This window comes from Enterobacter sp. MGH 38 (assembly GCF_000492855.1).
GTDB classification, from domain to species: Bacteria; Pseudomonadota; Gammaproteobacteria; order Enterobacterales; family Enterobacteriaceae; genus Enterobacter; species Enterobacter hormaechei_C.
Genome location: NZ_KI535607.1, coordinates 1,540,628 through 1,564,208, shown reverse-complemented (window position 1 = coordinate 1,564,208; position 23,581 = coordinate 1,540,628). Strand labels below are relative to the sequence as shown.

Genomic DNA, 23,581 nt, shown 5'->3' with positions numbered 1-23,581 from the left:
GGAGTGAATGATGCCATTGATTTCTCTTGCCGATGGTCTGGCCCACGCCAGGGAACACCGCTACGCCCTGGGCGCGTTCAACGTGCTCGACTCCCACTTCCTGCGCGCGCTGTTTGCCGCCGCGAAACAGGAACGCTCGCCGTTCATCATCAACATCGCCGAAGTGCATTTTAAGTACGTGTCTCTGGAGTCGCTTGTCGAAGCAGTGAAGTTCGAAGCCGCCCGTCACGATATTCCCGTGGTGCTTAACCTCGACCACGGGCTGCATTTTGAGGCCGTCGTGCGCGCCCTGCGCTTAGGGTTCAGCTCGGTGATGTTCGACGGCTCGACGCTGAGCTATGAGGAAAATATCCGCCAGACGCGGGAAGTGGTGAAGATGTGCCATGCGGTGGGCGTCTCGGTAGAGGCGGAGCTGGGCGCGGTCGGGGGTGATGAAGGGGGTGCGCTTTACGGGCATGCGGATGAAGCCTTCTTCACCGATCCGCAGCTGGCGCGCGAGTTTGTCGATTTAACCGGTATCGACGCGCTGGCGGTCGCCATTGGCAACGCGCACGGCAAATACAAGGGCGAGCCGAAGCTTGATTTCCCGCGTCTGGACGCCATTCGACAGCAGACGGGCCTGCCGCTGGTTTTACACGGCGGCTCTGGCATAAGCGATACTGATTTCCGCCGCGCCATCGAGCTGGGCATTCATAAAATCAACTTTTATACCGGCATGTCGCAGGCCGCGCTCGCCGCCGTTGAGCAGCGCATGGCAAACCGCCAGCCGCTGTACGATGAATTTGCAGAGCTGCTGCTGGGCATTGAAGAGGCCATTACCGATACGGTTGCGGAACAGATGCGCATCTTCGGCAGCGCGGGGCAGGCATAATGGAACGCAAAGGGATTATCGCCGCAGGCAACATGCTGGTGGATCACGTCCACCAGATCGTACAGTGGCCGGAGCGCGGCTGGCTGGCGGAAATCACCCACAGTGAGCGCTCAACCGGCGGTGCGCCGCTCAACGTTCTGCTGACGCTGGCGAAAATGCACGTCGGCCTGCCGTTACAGGCGGTGGGGCTGATTGGGGAAGACAGCGACGGAGACTATATTCTGGCGATGCTCGACCAGTATCACGTCAATCGCCAGCGCGTGCAGCGTACAACGTTCGCCCCAACGTCGATGTCGCAGGTGATGACCGACCCCAGCGGACAGCGCACTTTTTTCCACTCGCCGGGCGCCAACCGCCTGTTGGATCTTCCCGCCTTCGATCGTTTAGACGGATCGCTGAAGATCTTCCATCTCGGCTACCTGCTGCTGCTCGACAGCCTGGACATGCCGGACGAGGAATTTGGCACCCGCAGCGCGCGGTTACTGGCACAGATGCGCGATCAGGGGTATGAAACCTCGCTCGATCTGGTGTCCCGCAAGGGCGATCCGCGCTATCAGCCGCTGGTGCTCCCTGCCCTGCGCCATCTTGATTATCTGGTGATTAACGAGCTGGAAGCCGGTGAGTTTAGCGGGCTTGAGATCCGTGACGGCCATGATGCGCTGAACATGGCCCATATCGCCGACGCTGCCACACAACTGCTGGCGGCTGGCGTGCGACAGCGGGTGGTGATCCACTGTCCGGAAGGGGCATGGGGTGAAGCGCCGGGTGAAAAAGGGCAATGGGTTCCGTCGTGGAAGCTGACGCAGGACGAGATTATCGGCAGCGTCGGCGCGGGCGACGCGTTTTGCGCGGGCTTTTTATACGGCTGCCATGAATCCCTGCCGCTGACGGAGAGTATTTATCTGGCGCACGCCTGCGCGCGGGCCAGCCTGCTGGCGGCTAATGCAATTGACGGCGCGAAAACGCTGGCCGAGCTTCAGGCGTTTATTCAGGAGAACGGTCAGGCGGCTTTCTCATGATGGGAAACGTCCGTGGCAAAAACATAGCCCAGACCGCGAATGGTTTTGATCAGCAGAGGCTGGTGCGGATTGACCTCAATTTTTCGCCGTAGCCGCATGATCAACACGTCGATAGTGCGGTCAAAGACCTCGGCGCTTTCGCTGTGGGTCAGCTTCAGCAGCTGTTCACGACTCAGTACCCGGCGGGCGTTTTGCGTTAATGCCAGCAGCAGGCCATATTCGCCTTGTGTTAACGGCACGGTATTACGCTGCGGATCGCTCAGCTCGCAGCGGGTGGTGTCCAGCGTCCAGCCGTTAAAGGCAATACCTTCAACGCGCGGCGCGGCAGGCTCCGCGTCCAGCGCGCCGGTACGCCGCAGCACCGCCTTAACGCGGGCGACCACCACGCGCGGATTGAACGGTTTTCCGATGTAATCATCAGCGCCCATTTCCAGCCCGACGACCACATCTGATTCACTTCCCAGCCCCGTCAGCATTACCACCGGTAGCGATGGTCGCTGCTTTTGCAGTTGCAGTAAAACCTGTAATCCGTTGATATCCGGCAGCATCATGTCCAGCAGAACCAGCGCAATGCCGGAGTCCTGCTGGACACGGTTCACCGCGTCCTGCCCAGAGTGACACGTCAGTACGGTAAAGACGTGCTCGCTGAGCACATCCTGTAGCAGTTCGCAGACTGCGACATCATCGTCAACCACCAGAATCGCCGGTTTCATCGCATGCTTCCGTCAGGGAATTATGTTAAGTCTGAACCATTCTGCCGCCGGCTCCAGCCGAATTGTTTTTTACGTGACGGAAATTCAATCCATGTCACATCCCCTGCCCTTTCGACACGTCAATTTTGACGATTGGCTGTTTTTCGTCAGGGTTTTGCCACGCAAAGGGTCGTAAAGTCAGGAAATACCCATAATAAAAACATGGCATAGAAGCTGCATATTGGGCAGGTAAGAACTGTTTAACTGGAGCAAAGTGATGAAAAAAGTCGTCACGGTTTGCCCTTATTGTGCCTCAGGTTGCAAGATCCACCTGGTGGTCAATAACGGCAAAATCGTCCGGGCGGAAGCGGCGCAGGGTAAAACCAATCAGGGCACGCTGTGCCTGAAAGGATATTACGGCTGGGATTTTATTAACGATACCCAAATCCTCACCCCGCGCCTGAAAACCCCTATGATCCGCCGCGAGCGCGGCGGCAAGCTGGAAGCCGTCTCCTGGAATGAAGCGCTGGATTACGTCGCCACGGGCCTCAGCGCCATCAAGGCCAAGTATGGCCCGGATGCGATTCAGACCACCGGCTCCTCACGCGGAACCGGGAATGAAACCAACTATGTGATGCAAAAATTCGCGCGCGCCGTTATTGGTACCAATAACGTCGACTGCTGCGCTCGCGTCTGACACGGCCCATCGGTTGCAGGTCTGCACCAGTCGGTCGGTAACGGCGCAATGAGTAATGCCATCAACGAGATAGATAATACCGATCTCGTCTTCATCTTTGGTTATAACCCGGCGGATTCTCACCCTATCGTCGCGAACCACGTTATTCGCGCTAAACAGAATGGGGCGAAAATCATCGTCTGCGATCCGCGCAAAATTGAAACCGCGCGCATTGCGGATATGCACATTGCATTGAAAAACGGTTCAAACATCGCGCTGTTGAACGCAATGGGGCACGTCATTATTGAGGAGAACCTGTACGACCAGGCGTTTGTCGCGACCCGTACAGAAGGCTTTGAAGAGTATAAGAAAATAGTCGAGGGCTATACGCCTGAATCCGTCGAAGCGATAACCGGCGTCAGCGCGCAGGAGATTCGTCAGGCGGCCAGAATGTATGCCGGGGCAAAAACCGCCGCCATTCTCTGGGGCATGGGCGTGACCCAGTTCTACCAGGGCGTGGAAACCGTGCGCTCGCTCACCAGCCTCGCCATGCTGACCGGCAATCTGGGTAAAGCGCATGTGGGCGTGAACCCGGTGCGTGGTCAGAATAACGTGCAGGGTGCGTGTGATATGGGCGCGCTGCCGGACACCTATCCGGGCTACCAGTACGTCAAATTCCCGGAAAACCGCGAGAAGTTTGCGAAGGCCTGGGGCGTGGAGAGCCTGCCGGCACACACCGGGTATCGCATCAGCGAGCTGCCGCACCGCGCGGCGCACGGTGAAGTGCGTGCGGCCTACATCATGGGTGAAGATCCGCTCCAGACCGACGCCGAACTGTCCGCAGTGCGCAAAGGCTTTGAGGATCTGGAGCTGGTGATTGTTCAGGATATCTTTATGACCAAAACCGCGGCAGCGGCGGATGTGATTTTGCCGTCGACCTCCTGGGGCGAGCATGAAGGTGTCTATACGGCGGCAGACCGCGGCTTCCAGCGCTTCTTCAAGGCCGTCGAGCCGAAATGGGATCTGAAAACGGACTGGCAGATCATCAGCGAAATCGCCACCCGCATGGGCTACCCGATGCACTACAACAACACCCAGGAGATCTGGGACGAGTTGCGGCATCTGTGCCCGGACTTTTATGGGGCAACCTATGAAAAAATGGGTGAGCTGGGCTACATCCAGTGGCCGTGCCGGGATGAGTCAGAATCCGATCAGGGGACGTCATACCTCTTTAAAGAGAAGTTCGACACCCCGAACGGGCTGGCGCAGTTCTTCACCTGCGACTGGGTCGCGCCGATCGATAAGCTCACCGACGAGTATCCGATGGTGCTCTCCACCGTGCGTGAAGTGGGCCACTACTCCTGCCGTTCCATGACCGGCAACTGCGCCGCGCTGGCGGCGCTGGCGGATGAACCGGGTTACGCGCAGATCAACACCGCCGATGCCGAACGGCTCGGTATTGAAGATGAAGCGCTGGTGTGGGTGAATTCGCGTAAAGGCCGCATCATTACCCGCGCGCAGGTCAGCGACCGTCCGAACAAAGGGGCAGTCTATATGACCTACCAGTGGTGGATTGGCGCCTGCAACGAGCTGGTGACCGAGAACTTAAGCCCGATAACCAAAACGCCGGAGTATAAATACTGCGCCGTAAACGTGGAGCCCATTGCGGATCAACACGCTGCGGAACAGTATGTGATCGACGAATATAACAAGCTGAAAGCCCGACTGCGCGAAAGCGCAATGGGTTGAAGCCGTTAATTTATCGTTGAATAAAGGGAGTGATATATTCACTCCCTTTTTATTTCCGATTAATTCATAAGAAATAGAAATTATTATTCTGGAAAGCGGCTCGCAGAAATAATGTAATTTACGCAGAATAGAATTACATCTTTGCATTTTAATTCAGAGGGATAAGATGTGCGGCGGGTGCTTAAGACTTTCTGTCTTGAGCATTGTTGAGGGACAGAAAGTAGAAAGCCCCGGGAAATTTTCATTTACCCGAGGCTACTCCCTCAACTCCAACAAGTTGAGAGTAGCCTCTTATTCTTTTTTTGACAAGGAGTAAAAGGCATGACGCCATTAAAAACTGCGTTAGGCATCGTCTTTATTGTTTGCCTGACGATAGTGATCTTTACCTTTATTACTCGCGGCAGGCTCTGCGAGTTTTCAATAAAGAGTGAACATCAGGAGGTGGCGGCGAAATTAGCCTGTAACGCAGGCTAACCTCTTCGGGCGGAACGCGTGTTCCGCCCGGCTTGTGGGATGCTGAGGTCTTAACGCACCCGTTTTTTTCTTCTGTCGCCGCGATTATACTGCGCGGCGTGTACCCAGATGATAAGAATCCATGAAAATCCTTTTTCTGATGTTGTTATTTTTAACCGCGTTTGCCCATGCCGATGAGATAGGCAGCCAGTATAAAAAGCAGGCTGAAGCGGGCGATGCGCGCGCGCAGTATTATCTCGCCGATACCTGGTTCAGTTCCGGCGACAGCGCGCAGGCGGCGCTGTGGGCGGAAAAAGCGGCAAAAGGCGGTGATGTCGACGCCATGGCGCTGCTGTCGCAAATCCACTTTTCGCAGGGTGACTATGCGCAGGCTAAAGCCCTGGCCCAACAGGCAAACATTGCGGGCAGCAAACGCGGCGCGATCATGCTGGCGCGTGTGCTGGTGAACACGCAGGCGGGCAAAACCGACTACCCGCAGGCCATCGCACTGCTGCAATCGGCGACCGAAGACATCGATAGCGACTCGGCGGTAGACGCGCAACAGCTGCTGGGGCTGATCTATGCCAACGGCGTTGAAGTTCCTCAGGATGACGTGCAGGCCGCATCGTGGTTCAAGCGGAGTTCGGCTCTGTCCCGGACGGGCTATGCGGAGTACTGGGCAGGAATGCTGTTCAGGCAGGGTGAGAAAGGCTTTATCACACCGAATAAGCAGAAAGCGCTTTACTGGTTAAACCTGAGCTGTACCGAAGGGTTTGATACCGGGTGTGAAGAGTTTGATGCGTTGAGCGGGGAGTAAATTGTTGCCCGGTGGCGCTGCGCTTACCGGGCCTACGGCTTATGCAGGCCGGGTAAGACGAAGCCGCCACCCGGCTTTTTACATCACTGGTCAGCCGTTTTATCAAAACGACCCAGTACCTCGCGTTCATACGCCAGCGCTTTTTTACGGTCGAACTTGTGTTCCCACTTAGCGATTACCAGCACCGCCAGCGCATTACCCACCACGTTCAGCGCGGTACGCGCCATGTCGAGGATACGGTCCACACCGGCAATAAACGCCAGGCCTTCCAGCGGAATACCGACGCTGCCCAGCGTCGCCAGCAGCACCACGAAGGAGACGCCCGGCACGCCTGCGATCCCTTTTGAAGTCACCATCAGCGTCAGAACCAGCACGATTTCCTGCCACAGCGACAGGTCAATGCCGTACAGCTGCGCGATAAAGATCGCTGCAATACTCTGATACAGCGTTGAACCATCCAGATTGAAGGAGTAACCGGTCGGTACAACGAAGCTGGTAATGGACGCCGGCGCACCGTAGGCCTCCATCTTCTCAATGATACGCGGCAGTACGCTCTCGGAGCTTGCCGTGGAGTACGCCAGAATCAGCTCATCCTTCAGGATGCGGATCAGGATCCAGATGCTGAGCCCGCACAGGCGCGCCACAATGCCCAGCACCACCAGCGCGAAGAACAGAATCGCGAAGTGCACCAGAATCACCAGCTTCGCCAGCGGCCACAGGGAGGCAAAGCCGAAGTTCGCTACGGTCACCGCAATCAGCGCGAATACCCCGACTGGCGCATAACGCATCACCATGTGGGTGACTTTGAACATGGTTTCGGAGATAGAGCGGAACACGGTCACCAGCGGTTCACGGTGCGTCGCGGGCAGGGAAGAAAGCCCCAGGCCAAAGAGTACCGAGAAGAAGATGATCGGCAGCATCTCGCCCTTCGCCATGGACGCGATAATGTTGGTCGGTACCAGCGAGAGAATAGTCCCCATCAACCCATGCGAATGGCTCTGCACATCGGCGGTTGTGCTTTGGTATTTCGAAATATCCACCGTCGCCAGCTGCGACATATCGATCCCGGCACCAGGCTGGAACACGTTCGCCAGGGTGATGCCAAGTACGATGGCAACCGTAGTGATCACTTCGAAATAGAGAATGGTTTTAACGCCGATGCGGCCTAACTGTTTCGCATCACCAACACCCGCGATACCGACCACCAGCGTCGAGATCACAATCGGCACAACAATCATCTTGATCAGATGAATAAAGATATCGCCCGCAGGGGAGAGAAGGTTCGCAATCAGCCACTCGCGACTGTCGCTATGATAATGGAGGTAACTGCCCAGCAAGATGCCCAGCACAAGGGCCAGCAGGATCTGCCAGGCCAGGCTGACTTTCAAATTTTTCATAGAAACTGACTTCCTCAATGAAATCTCCGCACCATCAAAACTGCATGAATATGGAGACATACTGAAAGGGTATGAATTGTGTTGCGTTGGTTTATGGGATTTTTTAACGCGCCGTATGAGTATCATTTGCACGGCATGCTGCGCAAGCCTTAAAGAACAAGGCATTTCACTGCAAAAAGTGTCATTGTCGGTAATTTATAGCAATTCGCATAAATAACCGTTTGTTATACAAAATATTTTCACTTCAAAAAAGTGAATAATTCTTCAGATGAATTATTTCCCTTCAAAGTTTCATTCGCTCAATTTTCATACTCTTCAGACATTGCGTGATCTGTCGCCCAAATACTAAACAAAGCTTGTAAAGCCCCTACTATTAACGTTTTTGCGACATATTATTAACATCTTACAAGGAGAAAAAAAGCCATGAGCCAAATACACAAACACGACATTCCCGCAAACATTGCGGACCGTTGCCTGATAAGTCCGGAGCAGTACCAGGAGAAATACCAGCAGTCCGTTTCCAGCCCTGACGCGTTCTGGGGTGAGCAGGGTCACATCCTCGACTGGATCAAACCTTATCAGAAGGTAAAGAACACCTCTTTCGCGCCGGGCAACGTCTCCATTAAATGGTATGAAGACGGCACGCTGAACCTGGCGGCGAACTGCCTGGACCGCCATCTTGCCGAACGCGGCAACGAAACGGCCATCATCTGGGAAGGCGACGATGCCTCTCAGAGTAAACACATCTCGTATAAAGAACTGCATCGCGACGTGTGCCGCTTTGCCAACGTGCTGCTGGCCCAGGGCATTAAAAAAGGCGATGTAGTGGCGATCTATATGCCAATGGTGCCGGAAGCGGCGGTGGCTATGCTGGCCTGCGCGCGCATCGGCGCGATCCACTCCGTTATCTTCGGCGGCTTCTCGCCGGAGGCGGTTGCCGGGCGTATTGTCGACTCGAATTCGAAGCTGGTGATCACCGCTGACGAGGGCGTGCGCGCCGGGCGCGGTATTCCGCTGAAGAAAAACGTTGATGAAGCGCTGAAAAACCCGAACGTGAAATCCATCAGTAACGTCATTGTCTTCAAACGCACGGGCGGCAAAATCGACTGGCACGAGGGGCGTGACCTGTGGTGGAGCGATCTGATTGAAAAAGCGAGCGACCAGCATCAGCCGGAAGAGATGAACGCGGAAGATCCGCTGTTTATTCTTTATACCTCCGGCTCCACCGGTAAGCCGAAAGGCGTGCTGCATACCACCGGCGGCTATCTGGTTTACGCGGCCACCACCTTTAAATACGTTTTCGACTACCATCCGGGCGACATCTACTGGTGTACCGCCGACGTGGGCTGGGTCACCGGCCACAGCTACCTGCTGTACGGCCCGCTGGCCTGCGGCGCAACGACGCTGATGTTTGAAGGCGTACCGAACTGGCCAACGCCGGCGCGTATGTGCCAGGTGGTTGATAAGCATCAGGTCAACATTCTCTACACCGCGCCAACGGCGATCCGCGCATTAATGGCGGAAGGCGATAAAGCCATCGAAGGCACGGACCGCTCTTCCCTGCGCATCCTCGGCTCCGTGGGCGAGCCGATCAACCCGGAAGCCTGGGAGTGGTACTGGAAGAAGATCGGCAACGAGAAGTGCCCGGTGATGGACACCTGGTGGCAGACCGAAACCGGCGGCTTTATGATCACCCCGATGCCGGGCGCCACGCAGCTGAAAGCCGGTTCGGCCACCCGTCCGTTCTTCGGCGTACAGCCTGCGCTGGTGGATAACGAAGGCAATCCGCAGGAAGGCGCCACCGAGGGCAATCTGGTGATCGTCGATTCCTGGCCTGGCCAGGCGCGTACCCTGTTCGGCGACCACGAGCGCTTCGAGCAGACCTACTTCTCGACCTTCAAAAACATGTACTTCAGCGGCGACGGCGCGCGCCGGGATGAAGACGGTTATTACTGGATCACCGGACGCGTGGACGACGTGCTGAACGTCTCTGGCCACCGTCTGGGCACGGCGGAGATTGAGTCTGCGCTGGTGTCGCATCCGAAGATTGCCGAAGCGGCGGTTGTCGGCATTCCGCACAACATCAAAGGCCAGGCGATCTACGCCTACGTCACCCTGAACCACGGCGAAGAGCCGTCGCCAGAGCTGTATACCGAGGTGCGCAACTGGGTGCGTAAAGAGATCGGCCCGCTTGCCACGCCGGACGTGCTGCACTGGACCGACTCGCTGCCGAAAACCCGTTCCGGCAAGATTATGCGCCGTATCCTGCGCAAAATCGCGGCAGGCGACACCAGCAACCTCGGTGATACCTCAACGCTCGCGGATCCTGGCGTGGTGGACAAACTGCTCGAAGAGAAGCAGGCCATCGCAATGCCTTCATAATTTTTTTCTCCCTCTCCCCTCACCCTAACCCTCTCCCCATAGGGGAGAGGGGATAAAACAAACCAACCTTACCTCTGGAGACTTCTGTGATGAATAACGATATTTGTCAGCAGATAGAGAATAGTGCGCACTACAGGGAGCTCGTCGAAAAACGGCAACGGTTTGCCTTCATCCTTTCCATCATCATGCTGATTATCTACGTCGGCTTTATTCTGCTGATCGCCTTTGCGCCGCACTGGCTGGGCACCCCGCTGCATGAGGGTACCAGCGTCACGCGCGGTATTCCGATTGGGATTGGCGTTATCATCATTTCGTTTGTGCTCACGGGTGTGTACGTCTGGCGTGCGAACGGTGAATTCGATCGTCTTAACAGAGAAGTTCTGCGCGAGGTAAAAGCATCATGAAGAGAATTCTGACGGCGCTCGCCGCCACACTTCCCTTTGCTGCCCATGCAGCAGATGCCATTACCGGCGAGGTCCAGCGCCAGCCAACCAACTGGCAGGCGATTATCATGTTCCTGATTTTCGTGGTGCTGACGCTGTATATCACCTACTGGGCGTCGAAACGCGTGCGCTCCCGTAACGATTACTACACCGCGGGCGGCAACATTACCGGCTTCCAGAACGGTCTGGCGATTGCGGGAGACTTTATGTCTGCCGCCTCGTTCCTTGGGATCTCCGCGCTGGTGTATACCTCAGGGTATGACGGCCTGATCTACTCCCTCGGCTTCCTTGTCGGCTGGCCGATCATTCTGTTCCTGATTGCCGAGCGCCTGCGTAACCTGGGGCGCTATACCTTTGCTGACGTCGCCTCCTATCGCCTGAAGCAGGGGCCGATTCGTACCCTCTCCGCCTGCGGTTCGCTGGTGGTGGTGGCGCTGTACCTGATTGCGCAGATGGTGGGTGCGGGTAAGCTGATCGAGCTGCTGTTCGGCCTGAACTACCACATCGCGGTGGTGCTGGTGGGCGTGCTGATGGTGATGTATGTCCTGTTCGGCGGCATGCTGGCCACCACCTGGGTACAGATCATCAAAGCGGTACTGCTGCTGTTCGGCGCCAGCTTTATGGCCTTTATGGTGATGAAGCACGTTGGGTTCAGCTTCAATAATCTGTTTACCGAAGCCATGTCAGTGCATCCGAAAGGGGAAGCGATCATGAGCCCGGGTGGGCTGGTGAAAGATCCGATATCCGCGCTCTCGCTCGGTCTCGGCCTGATGTTCGGTACCGCAGGTCTGCCGCATATCCTGATGCGCTTCTTCACGGTGTCAGATGCGCGTGAAGCGCGTAAGAGCGTGTTCTACGCCACCGGGTTTATGGGTTACTTCTATATCCTGACCTTTATTATCGGCTTTGGCGCGATCATGCTTGTGGGGGCGAACCCGGCGTTTAAAGACGCGGCGGGCGCGCTTATCGGCGGTAACAACATGGCGGCGGTGCATCTGGCCGACGCGGTGGGCGGCAACCTGTTCCTTGGCTTTATCTCTGCCGTGGCCTTCGCCACCATCCTCGCGGTGGTTGCAGGGCTGACGCTGGCCGGCGCGTCGGCGGTCTCGCATGACCTCTACGCCAACGTTTTCCGTAAAGGCGCGAGCGAGCGCGATGAGCTAAAAGTCTCCAAAATCACCGTGCTGGTGCTGGGCGTCGTCGCCATCCTGCTGGGGATTTTGTTCGAGAAGCAGAACATCGCCTTTATGGTCGGGCTGGCCTTCTCGATTGCGGCAAGCTGTAACTTCCCGATCATTCTGCTCTCAATGTACTGGTCAAAACTGACCACCCGTGGGGCGATGATTGGCGGCTGGCTGGGGCTGCTGACGGCGGTGATCCTGATGATTCTGGGCCCAACGATTTGGGTGCAGATCCTCGGTCACGAAAGCGCTATCTTCCCGTATGAATACCCGGCGCTGTTCTCCATTGCCGTGGCGTTTGTCGGTATCTGGGTCTTCTCGGCTACCGACAATTCGCCGGAAGGTAACCTGGAGCGCGAGAAATTCCGCGCCCAGTTTATTCGTTCACAAACCGGTCTTGGCGTTGAGCAGGGCCGCGCGCACTAAACCTTTCTCCCCGGCCATTCTGGCCGGGGAGCTTAAAACATCACCCACGCCACCAGCGGTGCGATCAGCACCATCGTGACGCCCGAAAGCATCATCACCAGGCTCGCGACAACGCCCTCCTGCTGTCCCAGCTCATAGGAACGTGCCGTGCCCGCGCCGTGCGACGCCGCGCCAAATCCCGCGCCTTTGGCCATTCCTTCCCGAATAGAAAGCCGCAGAAACAGCATATCGCCCACCGCCATCCCAAAGACGCCCGTCACCACCACAAACAGCGCCACCAGATCCGGCTGGCCACCGAGCGGTTTGGCGGCTGCCAGCGCAAACGGCGTGGTCACCGAACGCACCGCCAGGCTGCGCTGGATTTCATCCGACAGGGTAAACAGGCGCGCCAGCCAGACCGAGCTGCACACCGCCACCACCGTCGCGGTGACGACGCCCGCGCTGAGCGACATCCAGTGGCGTCTGATAATAGCGAGGTTGTCATAAACGGGTACGGCGAAGGCGATGGTCGCCGGGCCGAGCAGCCACAGCAGCCAGTGGGATTCGCCAATGTAGTTCTGCCAGGAGATATGGCCGAAGACCAGCATCAGCACCAGCAGGATCGGCGTAAAGACCAACGGCATCAGCGGCAGCGCGCGAAAGCGGCGATACAGGCGCTTGTTGGCAAAGTAGATGACAACTGTCGCAATCAGGCACAGCAGGCTTATCTGAAAGTTAGTCATGCTTCTGCCTGCTGATTTCAAAGCGATACACCTTATCCACCACCCAGGCGGTGGCGCCCAGCACCATCAGCGTGCTCAGGGCGATAACCGCAAAGATGCGCCAGCCGTCGACCATCAGCAGTTGTGCATAATTCACCACCGCCACCACGGCCGGCACAAAGAACAATAGCATCTCCGCCAGCAGCCAGCGCGCCCCGGCGCGCACCCAGTTAAGGGGCAACGCGCGACAGAGGATCAGCGTCAGCATCAGCACCATCCCCACCAGGTTGGCGGGTAAAGGCAGATGCAGCCAGTCGACAAGATATTCCGCGAAAACAAACAGTCCCGCGTAGAGCAGTACCTGAACCGGTACCTGAAGTCGTTGCACAACGGCAGGCGTAACACGGCTTAACGCCACGGCCATGGGGGTTTTCCTCAGAAATGAGACGAGGCGCCAGTATAGTGAGCGTACGGTATCGACTGAAATGAATTAAAATCATCGAAGGTATAGTTTCGAGGAATAATCATGGACATAAGAACGCTGCGCTATTTTGTCGAGGTGGTTCGCCAGCAAAGTTTTACTCGCGCAGCGGAGAAGTTATTCGTAACCCAGCCGACCATCAGCAAGATGCTGAAAAACCTCGAAGATGAGCTGAACTGTACGCTGCTGATCCGCGACGGGCGCAAGCTACTGCTGACCGATACCGGTCGCGTAGTGTTCGAGCGCGGGCTGGCCATTCTGGCAGAGTTCCGCCAGCTGGAGGCCGAGCTTGGGGACATCAACCACCTGACAAAAGGGCTGCTGCGGCTCGGTATTCCGCCGATGGTCGGCATGATGATGGCCGGGCCGATAAGCCTGTTTCGTCAGCGCTATCCCGGCGTTGAGCTAAAAATTTCTGAATTTGGCGGCCTGACCGTGCAGCAGGCGGTGATGAACGGTGAACTGGACGTGGCCATGACGGCCCTTCCCGTAGAGGAGGAAAGCGGCCTGGCGACGCTGCCGCTGTTCAGCCACCCGCTGTGCGTGCTGGTGCCGCGCTCCGGCGACTGGCTGAAGATAGACGCAGTAAAACCCGAGCTGCTCGGCGAACACCCGCTGCTGATTTACAACGAAGATTTTGCCTTAAGCCGCCAGCTGATGGCACTGTTTAACCAGCACAACGTAAAGCCGCGCATTGCGGTGCGCAGCGGCCAGTGGGATTTTCTGGCGGCGATGGTACAGGCGGGCGTGGGGATTGCCATTCTGCCGCAGCCGATCTGCGAGCGGCTGGATAAAAACACGCTGCGCTGGATCCCGCTGGAGAGCGACCTGCACTGGCAGCTGGGGATGATCTGGCGTGAAGGGGTCTATCTGTCGCACAGCGCGCAGGCGTGGTTGCAATGCTGTGAGGGGTTTTGGGTGCCCTGACCCCTCACCCCAACCCCTCTCCCCATAGGGCGAGGGCTAGGGTGAGGGGGCAAAGCGCGCTACTGATTCTCTATCAACAACGCTTCCAGCAGGTCCAGATCGTGCAGCAGCTTTTGCAGCGTCTCGTTACTGATCTGCCGCGTCGCGCGCAGGTGATACAGCTCGGCACGCTCGGAGCGCAGCGCCGCCAGGCGGAAACGGCGTTCGAGGTTCTCTTCCTGCAACGAACTTTCCACGTCGTTACGTCCGTCAGCACGGCGACGCAAATTACCAATCACGCGTGAACTGACTTCCTTCAGCAGCTGGTTATCAATGTTCTCTTCGGCATCGGCGGCCAGACGCTCCTCCATCTTCTCGATGGCGACAATCGCCACTTCCGCCGTCGCCGCACGGGCAATCCGCTCTTCTTTGTGCTGTTGCGAGGAGTCCCCTGCGTCAATATGTTGCAGCAGAATCGGCAGCATAATCACGCCGACAAACAGGGAGAAGAGAATCACGCCCGCCGCCAGGAACACCAGCTCGTAGCGCGCCGGGAAGACGTCACCCGTCGGCAGCAGCAGAGGAATGGAGAGGACACCAGCAAGGGTGATCGCCCCGCGAACGCCCGCGAATGAGGCAATCAGCAGCTCGCGCGTAGTCCACGAGCCAAACTCCATCGGCTTTTTGGTCAGGAAGCGAACGCTGAATTTCTTCATCGTCCACAGCCAGCCGAAACGCACCAGCATCAGTGCAAGGTAGATGAGCACGATATCGGTAAACAGCATCCAGACTTCAACGTTTGGATCCGCTTCGGCCGCAATCAGCGAGGATTCCATAATGCCCGGCAGTTGCAGGCCCAACAGCAGGAACACCATGCCGTTAAAGACAAACTCGAGCATCGCCCAGGTACTGTTTGCACGCAGGCGCATCGCCAGCGGTGCGCGGCGCATCACGCCGGAGCGGGTGATGGTCATCCCCGCAGCTACCGCCGCCAGAATGCCCGACACGCCGATATGTTCGGCAATCAGGTAAGAGGCGAACGGCAGCAGGAACAGCAGGACGATCTGCGTCGCCGGTTCATCACCACCCCAGCGGCTAAGGAAGCGCAGCGAGCGTCCGTACAGCCAGCTCACTACGAAGCCCGCGAGGATACCGCCAATCGCCACCTTGAAGAATTCCAGGGTCGCGCCGCCTACGGTAAAGACCATGGTGCCCATGGCAACCGCCACGGCAAACTTCAGGGCGACCAGGCCAGAGGCGTCGTTCATCAGCGCCTCGCCCTGCAAAATGCCCATGATTTTCTTTGGAATGCGCCCTTCACCCACAATGCCGGACAGCGCCACGGCGTCGGTAGGCGACAGCACGGCAGCCAGCGCAAAGGCGGGGATGAGCGGGATCCCTGGTACGGCCCAGTAGATCAGGAAACCAATCCCGACCACGGTGACGACCACCAGCGCCAGCGCCAGGCCGAAGATCTCTCGCCCGTGCTCCAGAAATTCGCGCGTCGGCGTTTTCCAGCCATCGGCAAACAGCAGCGGCGGGATAAACAGCACGAGAAACAGTTCCGGATCGAACTCCACGTGCAGACCGAACGTCGGCCACGCCAGCAGCGCGCCGATAGCTATTTGCATTAAGGGCAGGGGGACCTGGAAGGGCAGTACGCGTGTAACCACCCCGGATAATGAGACCACAAGGGTCATGATGAGTATTGTGAAGAAAATTTCCATGCGTTCCCTGTTTGCTGTGTTTCTTATAAGCCAAACCTGAGGCGTCGTGCCTCTTATTCTATCCTCTCCAGAGTAACGTAAAAGGCAACAGGATGAGTCCTGAAAATAAAAACGGGCGGCCTTAGCCACCCGTTTTCGCATAAAAAGTCAATTCAGATGGCCCAGCCGCCCGCGTAGAACGCCACCAGCGCAACGGCGATGACCACGGTCCCAATGTTCAGCTTGCGCCACTCACCGGAGACCAGACGCCCAATCACCAGCGAGGCGAAGCCGATCATAATGCCGGTCACGATGTTACAGGTCAGCACGATGAATACCGCAGTGATCAGGCCGGACATGGCATCAACAAAATCCGCGAAGTCGATTTTCGCCACGTTGCTCAGCATCAGCAGGCCAACGTACATCAGCGCAGGTGCGGTCGCGTAAGCTGGCACCAGATAAGAGAGCGGAGAGAGGAACAGGATCAGCAGAAACAGTACGCCAACGGTGATGGCCGTCAGGCCGGTTTTACCGCCCGCCGCCGTACCCGCTGCGGACTCAATGTACACCGCCGCAGGCGCCGCACCCACCAGACCTGAGAAAACGCTGCTCAGGGAGTCGGTGGTCAGCGCTTTGCCGCCGTCAATAATCTGTCCGTCTTTATCCAGCAGGTTCGCCTGACCGGCCACCGCGCGGATGGTGCCGGTGGCGTCAAACACCGCGGTCATTACCAGCGCCAGCACGCTTGGCAGGATCACCGGGTTCAGCGCGCCCACAATATCCAGGCTGCCAATCAGGGAGTTGCCTTTGTCATCGCTCAGCGACGGCATGGCGAAAATCCCGGAGAAATGAACGGTCGGGTCGAAGATCAGGCCGACGATGGACACGCCGATAATGGTCAGCAGAATGCCGCCCGGCACTTTCAGTTTTTCCAGGCCAATGATCACCGCCAGACCCACCAGCGACATGATCACCGGGAAGCTCGCGAAGTTACCCAGCGCAACCGGCAGGCCGTCCAGCGGGTTCTTGATGACCAGGCCGACGCCGTTGGCAGCGATCAGCAGCAGGAACAGACCAATACCGATGCCGGTGCCGTGCGCCACGCCCTGCGGCAGGTTGCGCAAAATCCAGCTACGAATGCCGGTTGCTGAAATTACGGTGAACAGCACGCCCATCAGGAACACGGCGCCGAGCGCTACCGGGACGCTGATCTGCTGGCCCAGCACCAGGCTGAAGGCGGTAAACGCGGTCAGGGAGATGGCGCACCCGATCGCCAGAGGCAGGTTCGCCCACAGGCCCATCACAATCGAACCCACACCCGCAACCAGGCAGGTGGCAACGAAGACCGCCGCTGGCGGGAAGCCCGCTTTGCCGAGCATGCCCGGCACCACGATGACGGAGTACACCATCGCCAGAAACGTGGTCAGACCGGCAACAACTTCCTGGCGCACGGTGCTGCCGCGAGCAGAAATTTTAAACATGGCGTCAAGTGAACCGCCGGTACGCGCAGATGGCGTAGACATAGAAAACATCCCCTGAGAGTTTTTTAGGAAGTCCGTAAGCGAGGTGGAGACGCCACTGCCAGCTAAACGTCAAATCCTTGTGTTGCGTTTGCGACGAAAGGGCGTCACAGAAAAAGCAAACGTTTAGCTCCGCGCTTACAAACGGGTGGTCAAATTAAGGCAAACGATTATCTAGCCTAATACCCGCCCTTTTCAACTGAACTTTCTCGTTTTTCGCTAAAATTGCCTCATGACGATGAAGAATTAAGCAGAGGATGCGCAAACGTTATCGTCCATGCGCAATTTCGTTAAATTTCATCCCTCGCCGGGGATCGTCAGCGGGCCGCCTTTCGCAAGCGTTGTCTGCCAGCCCGGACGTGCCTCCACTCTCTGTTTCCACGCCGCTATGTGGTCGAGATTGTCGATGCCGCCTCTCGCCAGCAGGGCGAAGAGGGGAAAACTCATCTGGATATCAGCCATGGTCAGCGTGTCGCCGGCAAACCAGCTGTTTTCGGCAAGATGATCGTTAATAAAGCGCGCATGCGTTTCCAGCTGGCGGTTGAGATACGCTTTTTGCACCCCCTGCCCCAGCGCCTTACCCAGCGTGCGCAGGCCAAACGGGACGGGTGGTTTGCCGAGGCTGTTAAACACCAGCTTCATTAACAGTAGCGGCATCAAAGACCCTTCGGCGTAATGCAGCCAGAAGCGATACTGCACTTTATGGGCGGGATCTAACGGTTTGAATCGTGACGCCGAATCGTACGTTTCCTGAAGATATTCCAGAATTGCACCTGATTCGGCCAGAACCAGTCCGTTATCTTCGAGTACCGGGGATTTTCCCAGCGGATGCACTTTTTTGAGCGAGTCTGGCGCGAGCATGGTTTTTTCGCGCTGGTAGCGCACGATGTCGTACGTCAGATCCAGCTCTTCCAGCGCCCAGAGGACACGATGTGAACGAGACTGATTAAGGTGGTGGACCGTTAGCATGATGTTCTCCGATGATTCATACTTTTTAACTATAGAAAACTGAACAACTTCACGAAAAAAATTCGGCTAAAATCTCACCGTCTCCGGTGGCAAAAACGGCGGCCGGGCATAAAATTAAAGTGTCAGTACAAACCGGAACCTCCTTAACAAGCTCGACACGAGGGGTACTGATGTCGGGGGAAACCCTCCCGTGAGCCAGCGGGATAGAGAGAAAGACAAAGACCGGAAAAAACTAAAGCGCCCTTAGTGGCGCTTTAGTTCTTTATGTTTGTTGCCGGGTGGAGGCTGCGCCTTACCCGGCAAACACCTCTCAATCCTCCTCCAGCAACCGTGCCCCTGTTCCCTGCTCGCCCAGCCTGTCACCCGGGTTACGCAGCGGGCAATCGCTACGTGATAAACACCCGCAACCAATGCAGCCATCCAGTTCATCGCGCAGGGCCACCAGCGTGTGAATACGACGATCCAGTTCTTCTCGCCACTGGGACGACAGCTGCTTCCACTCTTTCGCGCTCAGCGAGTGTCCTTCCGGCAATACGCCGAACGCGTCACCAATGGTGGCCAGAGGAATGCCGATACGTTGCGCAATTTTGATAATCGCCACGTAGCGGAGCACATCGCGCGTGTAGCGCCGCTGGTTTCCGGCGTTACGGATACTTTTTATTAACCCTTTGCTTTCATAGAAGTGGAGCGCCGACACCGCCACACCGCTTCGCTTAGCCACTTCACCGGGGGTTAACAGTGCTTTGATGCGCGGTAATCTCTTTTCCATAAAACCTCTTTACCTCAAGTTAACTTGAGGAATTATACTCCCCCGCAGAGAAAATGACGAATCAACCAGGACAGATGTCTCCACAGAGGGGTAACCTTATGTCGCATCAGCAAATTATTCAGACACTTATTGAATGGATTGATGAACATATCGACCAGCCGTTGAACATTGATGTGGTCGCTAAAAAGTCGGGCTATTCGAAATGGTATTTACAGAGAATGTTCCGCACCGTAATGCATCAAACGCTGGGTGATTACATTCGCCAGCGCAGGCTCCTGCTGGCGGCGCAGGCGTTACGCTCAACGCAGCGGCCCATTTTTGATATCGCAATGGATCTGGGCTATGTGTCGCAGCAGACCTTTTCCCGCGTCTTCCGCCGCGAGTTTGACCGTACGCCGAGCGACTACCGCCATCAGCTCAATTAATGCGTGTTAACGCAAGGGTTGCTGCTGCCAGGCCATAAATGCCTGGGGCGGCATCGCTTTCGCGAAGTGCCATCCCTGGCAATACTGTACGCCACGCTTCAGCAGCCAGCTCACCTGCTCCCCCGTCTCGACCCCTTCCGCAATGGTTTTCAGCCGCAGGCTTTGCGCCATCTCAATGATGTGCTCGGCAATCAGGTGGCTGGTGCTGTTGGTGGTTAAGGTATCGATAAAGGATTTGTCGATTTTCAGGATATCGACGTTCAGCGAATAGAGGTTATGCAGGTTAGAGTAGCCGGTTCCGAAATCATCAATCGCCACTTCATACCCCGCCTGACGAAACGCCTGAATGACCGGCGTGGTTTTCGGCACGTCAATAAACCCCCGCTCCGTCACCTCAATTTTGATCTGCTGCGCGCGAACCGAGTAAAAGCGGGCTTTGTCGGAGATCAGGGCGATAAGACGCGAAGAGTGGAAATCTGACGCCGACAGGTTAATCGAGACATACAGATCGGGATGAGCGGCAAGAAAATGCCCCAGATCGCTGAACACCTCCTCCACGACGTAATCCGTAATGCGCTCAATCATCCCCTCTTTTTCTGCCAGGGGAATAAATTCCGCCGGGCTCATAACCTGACCGTTGAATCCAGGCCAGCGCAACAACGCCTCTGCCCCCACGCACTGGTTATTTTTAATATCAATAATGGGCTGATAATGGACGCACAGCTGGCGTTTATTCAGCGCCCGGTGCAGAAGTCGGCCAGGCGAATTGAATTCACGGTGTGTACGCGACCACACCAGCAGAATAATAATGCTGCAAATTATCCCTAGCGGTAGCGTCAGGGTAGCCTGATGATAAAGCGTTTTATAAAAACGGGCACTGGAGGTTGAAACGATGGCCGCAATGGGCCGCTGCTCTGATTTTACGATCGTATAAAAACGGTCATCTTTCTGAAAAGTCGTTTCCTGATGTCGAAGCATCGAATGCAATAAAGAAATATTGGCTTTCTGGCTCACAGAAAAGAATGCATTGCTGACGGTGTCATACACTCCCCACGACAGGGAACGATCGTCTGACATCACCTCACTGTACGAAAGCGGGTTGACCACTGCGACATAATTTCCGCGCTGCATATATATCATTTTATAACCATTAAAAAATGGTGTATCGCGAAAATAATAGATAGCAACGTCGGGTTTACGTGTGTAATTGGCAGCGGGGATGATGTAAGGGTGTTCCGGCGTAAAAAGGGTCGAGCAGAGAAAGTCCTGGCCATCAGCATAAATTAAATCGGCAACAAAAAGGCGACCGCGGGAAACGTTCAACATATATTGACGATGCTCCGGCGTACACACTTTGCCCTGATATTTTTCCGCGTCTTTCCGGGCCAGGTCAACCTGTTGAATAACCCGTTCAGTTTTATTTAAAGCAAGTTCAGCAAACGTGCGCAGCTGGGCGCTGATTTCCGACACTGCACTAAGCTGGGCAAACCATAGCGCAAGCATCACCGGCAGCATAACTACCATGATAATCCCGACCACTTTGAGCATTTTGCGCCGCGCGCTACGATTCATTTCCCGCTCTGTATCCCTGCATGTTGTACGCCTGTAGCAATGAAGACCGGCTGCTTTGATAAACAGGTGATTACGTTGCATGAATCATAGGAAGTTAGCAACTGACTTTTGGTATTAAAAATCCTAAAATTCGTGATGCCGATAATATTTTCCCGTAAGCCAAACTAAAAGTATTCATTTCGTTTCTGATAAGGAAAATAATTACCCGCGACAGGTGTGGAAAATTCGCTGGCTGAAATAGCCTGCTCTTTGTTCTTATGCTGATTTATAAATAATCAGACGCCAGGACCGTTTTTCCTCTTCCCGTACGCTTGGCGTCATATAATGCCTTATCGGCACGCATCAGTATGGCAGAAGTATCTCGTTGCCCCTGACAGACTTCAACCACCCCGGCGCTGAAGGAGAGTACCAGCGTTTTATCGCCCACACGCAGCGGTTTTGAGATCAGCGCGGCACGCAGGCGAGAAGAGAGCAACGTAGCGGCCATACCATCCGTACGCGCCAGCAGAAGAACAAACTCTTCGCCCCCCACCCGTCCCAGCGCTGACCCGGCCGGGCTCACCTCGCGAATACGGTCGCAAAAGTGAATCAATGCCGCATCGCCAACCTGATGTCCCCACCGATCGTTAATCTGCTTGAAATAATCGAGATCGAACATCAGGAGACAGAAGTGGCTACTGACATCCTGCGGCGAACTGGCTGCCAGCGCCATTTTGAGCTGCTGTAAGATTGTCGAGCGATTCAGACAGCCCGTCAGATCGTCCGTGGTGGCTTTGACGGTCAGCTGCTGTTCTGCTTTTTTACGTTCGGTGATATCCAGGCCAATATTGAGAATGGAGTTATCCGGCAAAAGGATGTTTGACCAGAGAATCGTTAACTGCGTCCCGTCTTTACGCACCGGGTGCCATTCGTACATATCCTTAAGTGGTGCGAAACGAACCGACTCCTGCACGCGCTGTCGCTCCTCGGGATCCGGATAAAACAGGGCCAGCGGATCGGGGTGCTCGTCGATTTCAGTCATACTCCAGCCAAAGACTTTTTCGCATTCGGCATTCCACAATACACACCGGTTATGCCTGTCAAAGGCGTTCATTAATACCGGCGCACGCTCAAATAAGGTTTTATATTGCGTGACGACGCGCTGCATTTCTTGCGCCGTTTTTTCCCGCACGATGATGTCATCAAAATAATCTTTTAGCTTCTCAACCAATACCACCACGATATTTTTCAGTATCGGCAACGAGGTAAGTTTTCCATTAAAAGCCAAAAAGAAATAACCACTGCACTGTCTGTCATGCGCTGAGAGTTTACACAGGACGCCGCTTTGCAGCCGCGCATAGCCCGGGTGCTGAGGGGAAAATACCGCCCGGCCAATATGCGCTTTCCAGTAGATAACGCGCCAGGCGCGGTGATGCCGCTGCAACAGGGTGCTGGCAAGAAAATCCGCCACGTTGAAGGCGTGACACGTCACGTCGCCGGCACAAACCACGCGCGGCCCGTCTGCGGATTCGACACTGACCCACGAGAGATTTGCCCCCAGAGCGCTGTTGATGGTTTCCAGCATTTCCACCGGCGAACACTGCGCGTTGAGTTGCGGCATCAGCTTCGCCAGGGCGTGCAGCGCCTGCATGCTGTCGTTAATAATCTCGCGTCTTTGTTCTTTCATTATCTTTTCGCAGGTCATTAATCGAGAGAGCAACCGCAATAACTCATATCTGAATAAAAGAATAAGACCACGAAATCAAAGAGCATGCTGAGTGTAAAACAAAGAATATAAAATCCAAAAAAGGCAATTAATTCAATGCGATGAATTATTTCTGCGGGTACATTTATTGTTCCACACAAGCATAATCCATAGACATACTGCTGTAAACGCTATACAGCCGAAGGTGTTTTGCAAAGGTTTTGCTATCTGAATGAATTAAAAATAAAAATTCCGACCAGACGCGGATACGAGCGACGACGATATATTTTCCCTGGTAATAAACCCACTTTTACCTCACGCGGATACTGGCTAATAAAACAGCAAATGTGATATAGTTCACACATCTTATGTAACGAGAAACATTGTTTCATTCCAGTTCGTCTGTTTTGTCGAGGATGGGTTTTATGGCAACCATTACCACCAGCATGGTGCTCCTGCGCTGGCCGTTATTGAGCGCGGTTTTGATGTTCCTGGCCAGCACGTTAAACATTCAGTTCCGAAAGTCCGACTACGCAGGTCTTGCTGTGATTAGCACCCTGTTAGGGTTAGGCGCCGCATGCTGGTTCGCAACAGGTTTGCTCGGTATTACGCTGGTGGATATAGCCGCCGTCTGGGAAAACATTAAAGTGGTGATGGTTGAAGCCATGAGCCACACCCCACCAGACTGGCCGATGGTGATTACCTGATAGCCTGTTATAAAAAAACCCAGACATTGTCTGGG

At 55.7% G+C, this 23,581-nt stretch carries 21 protein-coding genes; 11 read left to right on the top strand and 10 right to left on the bottom strand.

All coding sequences use genetic code 11. The annotated features are described in order from the left end of the window. The first annotated feature begins 10 nt into the window (after nt 1-10). The gene (locus L384_RS13550) at nt 11-871 is read left to right on the top strand and encodes a ketose 1,6-bisphosphate aldolase (RefSeq protein WP_003860242.1); all 861 of its coding nucleotides are present in this window, start codon (nt 11-13) and stop codon (nt 869-871) included. After that, nucleotides 871-1,890, top strand: a complete 1,020-nt coding sequence (locus tag L384_RS13555) for a carbohydrate kinase family protein (RefSeq protein ID WP_003860244.1) — start codon at nt 871-873, stop codon at nt 1,888-1,890. Before L384_RS13550 ends, L384_RS13555 begins: the two co-directional genes overlap by 1 nt. Here L384_RS13555 and L384_RS13560 read toward each other — a convergent pair. Next, nucleotides 1,872-2,603 carry a response regulator gene (locus tag L384_RS13560; protein WP_003860246.1) on the bottom strand — a complete coding sequence of 244 codons (732 nt, stop codon included), beginning with the start codon at nt 2,601-2,603 and terminating at the stop codon, nt 1,872-1,874. The two genes, L384_RS13555 and L384_RS13560, sit on opposite strands and share 19 nt — an antisense overlap. 256 nt (nt 2,604-2,859) lie before the next feature. Here L384_RS13560 and fdhF point away from each other — a divergent pair, with 256 nt between their 5' ends. The 3 genes from fdhF to L384_RS13580 all read left to right on the top strand — a co-directional run bounded on the left by fdhF (nt 2,860) and on the right by L384_RS13580 (nt 6,277). Continuing rightward, complete coding sequence (fdhF, locus tag L384_RS13570; RefSeq protein ID WP_080338189.1) at nt 2,860-5,007, top strand: formate dehydrogenase subunit alpha; 2,148 nt, start codon at nt 2,860-2,862, stop codon at nt 5,005-5,007. 321 nt (nt 5,008-5,328) lie between these two features. Then, on the top strand, nt 5,329-5,481 hold the full coding sequence (locus tag L384_RS13575) for a Hok/Gef family protein (protein WP_003860252.1): 153 nt from the start codon (nt 5,329-5,331) through the stop codon (nt 5,479-5,481). Nucleotides 5,482-5,602: 121 nt separating this feature from the next. Continuing rightward, nucleotides 5,603-6,277 (top strand): tetratricopeptide repeat protein, encoded by a 675-nt coding sequence (locus L384_RS13580; RefSeq protein ID WP_003860254.1) that lies wholly within the window; start codon nt 5,603-5,605, stop codon nt 6,275-6,277. A gap of 83 nt (nt 6,278-6,360) precedes the next feature. Here L384_RS13580 and gltP read toward each other — a convergent pair whose 3' ends face one another. Further along, a complete protein-coding gene (gene gltP / locus L384_RS13585) occupies nt 6,361-7,674 on the bottom strand; it encodes a glutamate/aspartate:proton symporter GltP (RefSeq protein ID WP_003860256.1) in 1,314 nt (437 codons plus the stop codon). 423 nt (nt 7,675-8,097) lie between these two features. On the opposite strand from gltP, the gene acs reads away from it, so the two are divergent. From acs to actP, 3 genes are all read left to right on the top strand, one after another. Then, nucleotides 8,098-10,056, top strand: a complete 1,959-nt coding sequence (gene acs / locus L384_RS13590; protein ID WP_022650235.1) for an acetate--CoA ligase — start codon at nt 8,098-8,100, stop codon at nt 10,054-10,056. A gap of 89 nt (nt 10,057-10,145) precedes the next feature. Continuing rightward, nucleotides 10,146-10,460, top strand: a complete 315-nt coding sequence (locus L384_RS13595; RefSeq protein WP_017382635.1) for a DUF485 domain-containing protein — start codon at nt 10,146-10,148, stop codon at nt 10,458-10,460. After that, nucleotides 10,457-12,106, top strand: coding sequence for a cation/acetate symporter ActP (gene actP / locus L384_RS13600; protein ID WP_023324016.1), 1,650 nt, complete (start codon nt 10,457-10,459; stop codon nt 12,104-12,106). Before L384_RS13595 ends, actP begins: the two co-directional genes overlap by 4 nt. Before the next feature lie 32 nt (nt 12,107-12,138). Here actP and L384_RS13605 read toward each other — a convergent pair whose 3' ends face one another. Together L384_RS13605 and L384_RS13610 are read right to left on the bottom strand one after the other, a co-directional pair. Then, nucleotides 12,139-12,828 (bottom strand): LrgB family protein, encoded by a 690-nt coding sequence (locus tag L384_RS13605; protein ID WP_022650232.1) that lies wholly within the window; start codon nt 12,826-12,828, stop codon nt 12,139-12,141. Then, complete coding sequence (locus L384_RS13610; protein WP_022650231.1) at nt 12,821-13,231, bottom strand: CidA/LrgA family protein; 411 nt, start codon at nt 13,229-13,231, stop codon at nt 12,821-12,823. The genes L384_RS13605 and L384_RS13610 overlap by 8 nt, the downstream gene beginning before the upstream one ends. 102 nt (nt 13,232-13,333) lie before the next feature. Here L384_RS13610 and L384_RS13615 point away from each other — a divergent pair, with 102 nt between their 5' ends. Beyond that, on the top strand, nt 13,334-14,215 hold the full coding sequence (locus L384_RS13615) for a LysR family transcriptional regulator (protein WP_023324015.1): 882 nt from the start codon (nt 13,334-13,336) through the stop codon (nt 14,213-14,215). Nucleotides 14,216-14,274: 59 nt separating this feature from the next. On the opposite strand, the gene L384_RS13620 is transcribed toward L384_RS13615, so the two are convergent. The 4 genes from L384_RS13620 to soxR all read right to left on the bottom strand — a co-directional run bounded on the left by L384_RS13620 (nt 14,275) and on the right by soxR (nt 19,158). Then, complete coding sequence (locus L384_RS13620) at nt 14,275-15,921, bottom strand: Na+/H+ antiporter (protein WP_003860270.1); 1,647 nt, start codon at nt 15,919-15,921, stop codon at nt 14,275-14,277. A 152-nt stretch (nt 15,922-16,073) separates the two neighbouring features. Beyond that, nucleotides 16,074-17,423 carry a guanine/hypoxanthine transporter GhxP gene (gene ghxP / locus L384_RS13625; RefSeq protein ID WP_023315228.1) on the bottom strand — a complete coding sequence of 450 codons (1,350 nt, stop codon included), beginning with the start codon at nt 17,421-17,423 and terminating at the stop codon, nt 16,074-16,076. A 294-nt stretch (nt 17,424-17,717) separates the two neighbouring features. Further along, complete coding sequence (locus tag L384_RS13630) at nt 17,718-18,389, bottom strand: glutathione S-transferase family protein (RefSeq protein WP_023324014.1); 672 nt, start codon at nt 18,387-18,389, stop codon at nt 17,718-17,720. A 310-nt stretch (nt 18,390-18,699) separates the two neighbouring features. Then, nucleotides 18,700-19,158, bottom strand: a complete 459-nt coding sequence (soxR, locus tag L384_RS13635) for a redox-sensitive transcriptional activator SoxR (RefSeq protein ID WP_003860275.1) — start codon at nt 19,156-19,158, stop codon at nt 18,700-18,702. A gap of 98 nt (nt 19,159-19,256) precedes the next feature. On the opposite strand from soxR, the gene soxS reads away from it, so the two are divergent. Beyond that, nucleotides 19,257-19,583: a superoxide response transcriptional regulator SoxS gene (gene soxS / locus L384_RS13640; RefSeq protein WP_003860277.1), complete on the top strand. Its 327-nt coding sequence runs from the start codon at nt 19,257-19,259 to the stop codon at nt 19,581-19,583. A 6-nt stretch (nt 19,584-19,589) separates the two neighbouring features. Here the strand turns inward: soxS and L384_RS13645 are convergent, their stop codons facing one another. Further along, nucleotides 19,590-21,155: an EAL domain-containing protein gene (locus L384_RS13645; RefSeq protein WP_003860279.1), complete on the bottom strand. Its 1,566-nt coding sequence runs from the start codon at nt 21,153-21,155 to the stop codon at nt 19,590-19,592. A gap of 265 nt (nt 21,156-21,420) precedes the next feature. Beyond that, complete coding sequence (locus L384_RS13650; RefSeq protein ID WP_032628008.1) at nt 21,421-22,821, bottom strand: sensor domain-containing diguanylate cyclase; 1,401 nt, start codon at nt 22,819-22,821, stop codon at nt 21,421-21,423. A gap of 443 nt (nt 22,822-23,264) precedes the next feature. On the opposite strand from L384_RS13650, the gene L384_RS13655 reads away from it, so the two are divergent. Continuing rightward, nucleotides 23,265-23,546, top strand: a complete 282-nt coding sequence (locus tag L384_RS13655) for a YjcB family protein (RefSeq protein WP_003860282.1) — start codon at nt 23,265-23,267, stop codon at nt 23,544-23,546. Nucleotides 23,547-23,581: the final 35 nt, after the last annotated feature.

What these genes read in the sequence shown, in the direction of transcription:
- L384_RS13610 (WP_022650231.1), bottom strand. Translation starts at nt 13,231, where the DNA reads ATGGCCGTGGCGTTAAGCCGTGTTACGCCTGCCGTTGTGCAACGACTT.
- L384_RS13595 (WP_017382635.1), top strand. Translation starts at nt 10,146, where the DNA reads ATGAATAACGATATTTGTCAGCAGATAGAGAATAGTGCGCACTACAGG.
- L384_RS13615 (WP_023324015.1), top strand. Translation starts at nt 13,334, where the DNA reads ATGGACATAAGAACGCTGCGCTATTTTGTCGAGGTGGTTCGCCAGCAA.
- L384_RS13645 (WP_003860279.1), bottom strand. Translation starts at nt 21,155, where the DNA reads ATGAATCGTAGCGCGCGGCGCAAAATGCTCAAAGTGGTCGGGATTATC.
- L384_RS13655 (WP_003860282.1), top strand. Translation starts at nt 23,265, where the DNA reads ATGGCAACCATTACCACCAGCATGGTGCTCCTGCGCTGGCCGTTATTG.
- L384_RS13605 (WP_022650232.1), bottom strand. Translation starts at nt 12,828, where the DNA reads ATGACTAACTTTCAGATAAGCCTGCTGTGCCTGATTGCGACAGTTGTC.
- L384_RS13550 (WP_003860242.1), top strand. Translation starts at nt 11, where the DNA reads ATGCCATTGATTTCTCTTGCCGATGGTCTGGCCCACGCCAGGGAACAC.
- ghxP (WP_023315228.1), bottom strand. Translation starts at nt 17,423, where the DNA reads ATGTCTACGCCATCTGCGCGTACCGGCGGTTCACTTGACGCCATGTTT.
- acs (WP_022650235.1), top strand. Translation starts at nt 8,098, where the DNA reads ATGAGCCAAATACACAAACACGACATTCCCGCAAACATTGCGGACCGT.
- L384_RS13555 (WP_003860244.1), top strand. Translation starts at nt 871, where the DNA reads ATGGAACGCAAAGGGATTATCGCCGCAGGCAACATGCTGGTGGATCAC.
- L384_RS13575 (WP_003860252.1), top strand. Translation starts at nt 5,329, where the DNA reads ATGACGCCATTAAAAACTGCGTTAGGCATCGTCTTTATTGTTTGCCTG.
- L384_RS13560 (WP_003860246.1), bottom strand. Translation starts at nt 2,603, where the DNA reads ATGAAACCGGCGATTCTGGTGGTTGACGATGATGTCGCAGTCTGCGAA.
- actP (WP_023324016.1), top strand. Translation starts at nt 10,457, where the DNA reads ATGAAGAGAATTCTGACGGCGCTCGCCGCCACACTTCCCTTTGCTGCC.
- soxR (WP_003860275.1), bottom strand. Translation starts at nt 19,158, where the DNA reads ATGGAAAAGAGATTACCGCGCATCAAAGCACTGTTAACCCCCGGTGAA.
- L384_RS13580 (WP_003860254.1), top strand. Translation starts at nt 5,603, where the DNA reads ATGAAAATCCTTTTTCTGATGTTGTTATTTTTAACCGCGTTTGCCCAT.
- L384_RS13650 (WP_032628008.1), bottom strand. Translation starts at nt 22,821, where the DNA reads ATGAAAGAACAAAGACGCGAGATTATTAACGACAGCATGCAGGCGCTG.
- L384_RS13630 (WP_023324014.1), bottom strand. Translation starts at nt 18,389, where the DNA reads ATGCTAACGGTCCACCACCTTAATCAGTCTCGTTCACATCGTGTCCTC.
- L384_RS13620 (WP_003860270.1), bottom strand. Translation starts at nt 15,921, where the DNA reads ATGGAAATTTTCTTCACAATACTCATCATGACCCTTGTGGTCTCATTA.
- soxS (WP_003860277.1), top strand. Translation starts at nt 19,257, where the DNA reads ATGTCGCATCAGCAAATTATTCAGACACTTATTGAATGGATTGATGAA.
- gltP (WP_003860256.1), bottom strand. Translation starts at nt 7,674, where the DNA reads ATGAAAAATTTGAAAGTCAGCCTGGCCTGGCAGATCCTGCTGGCCCTT.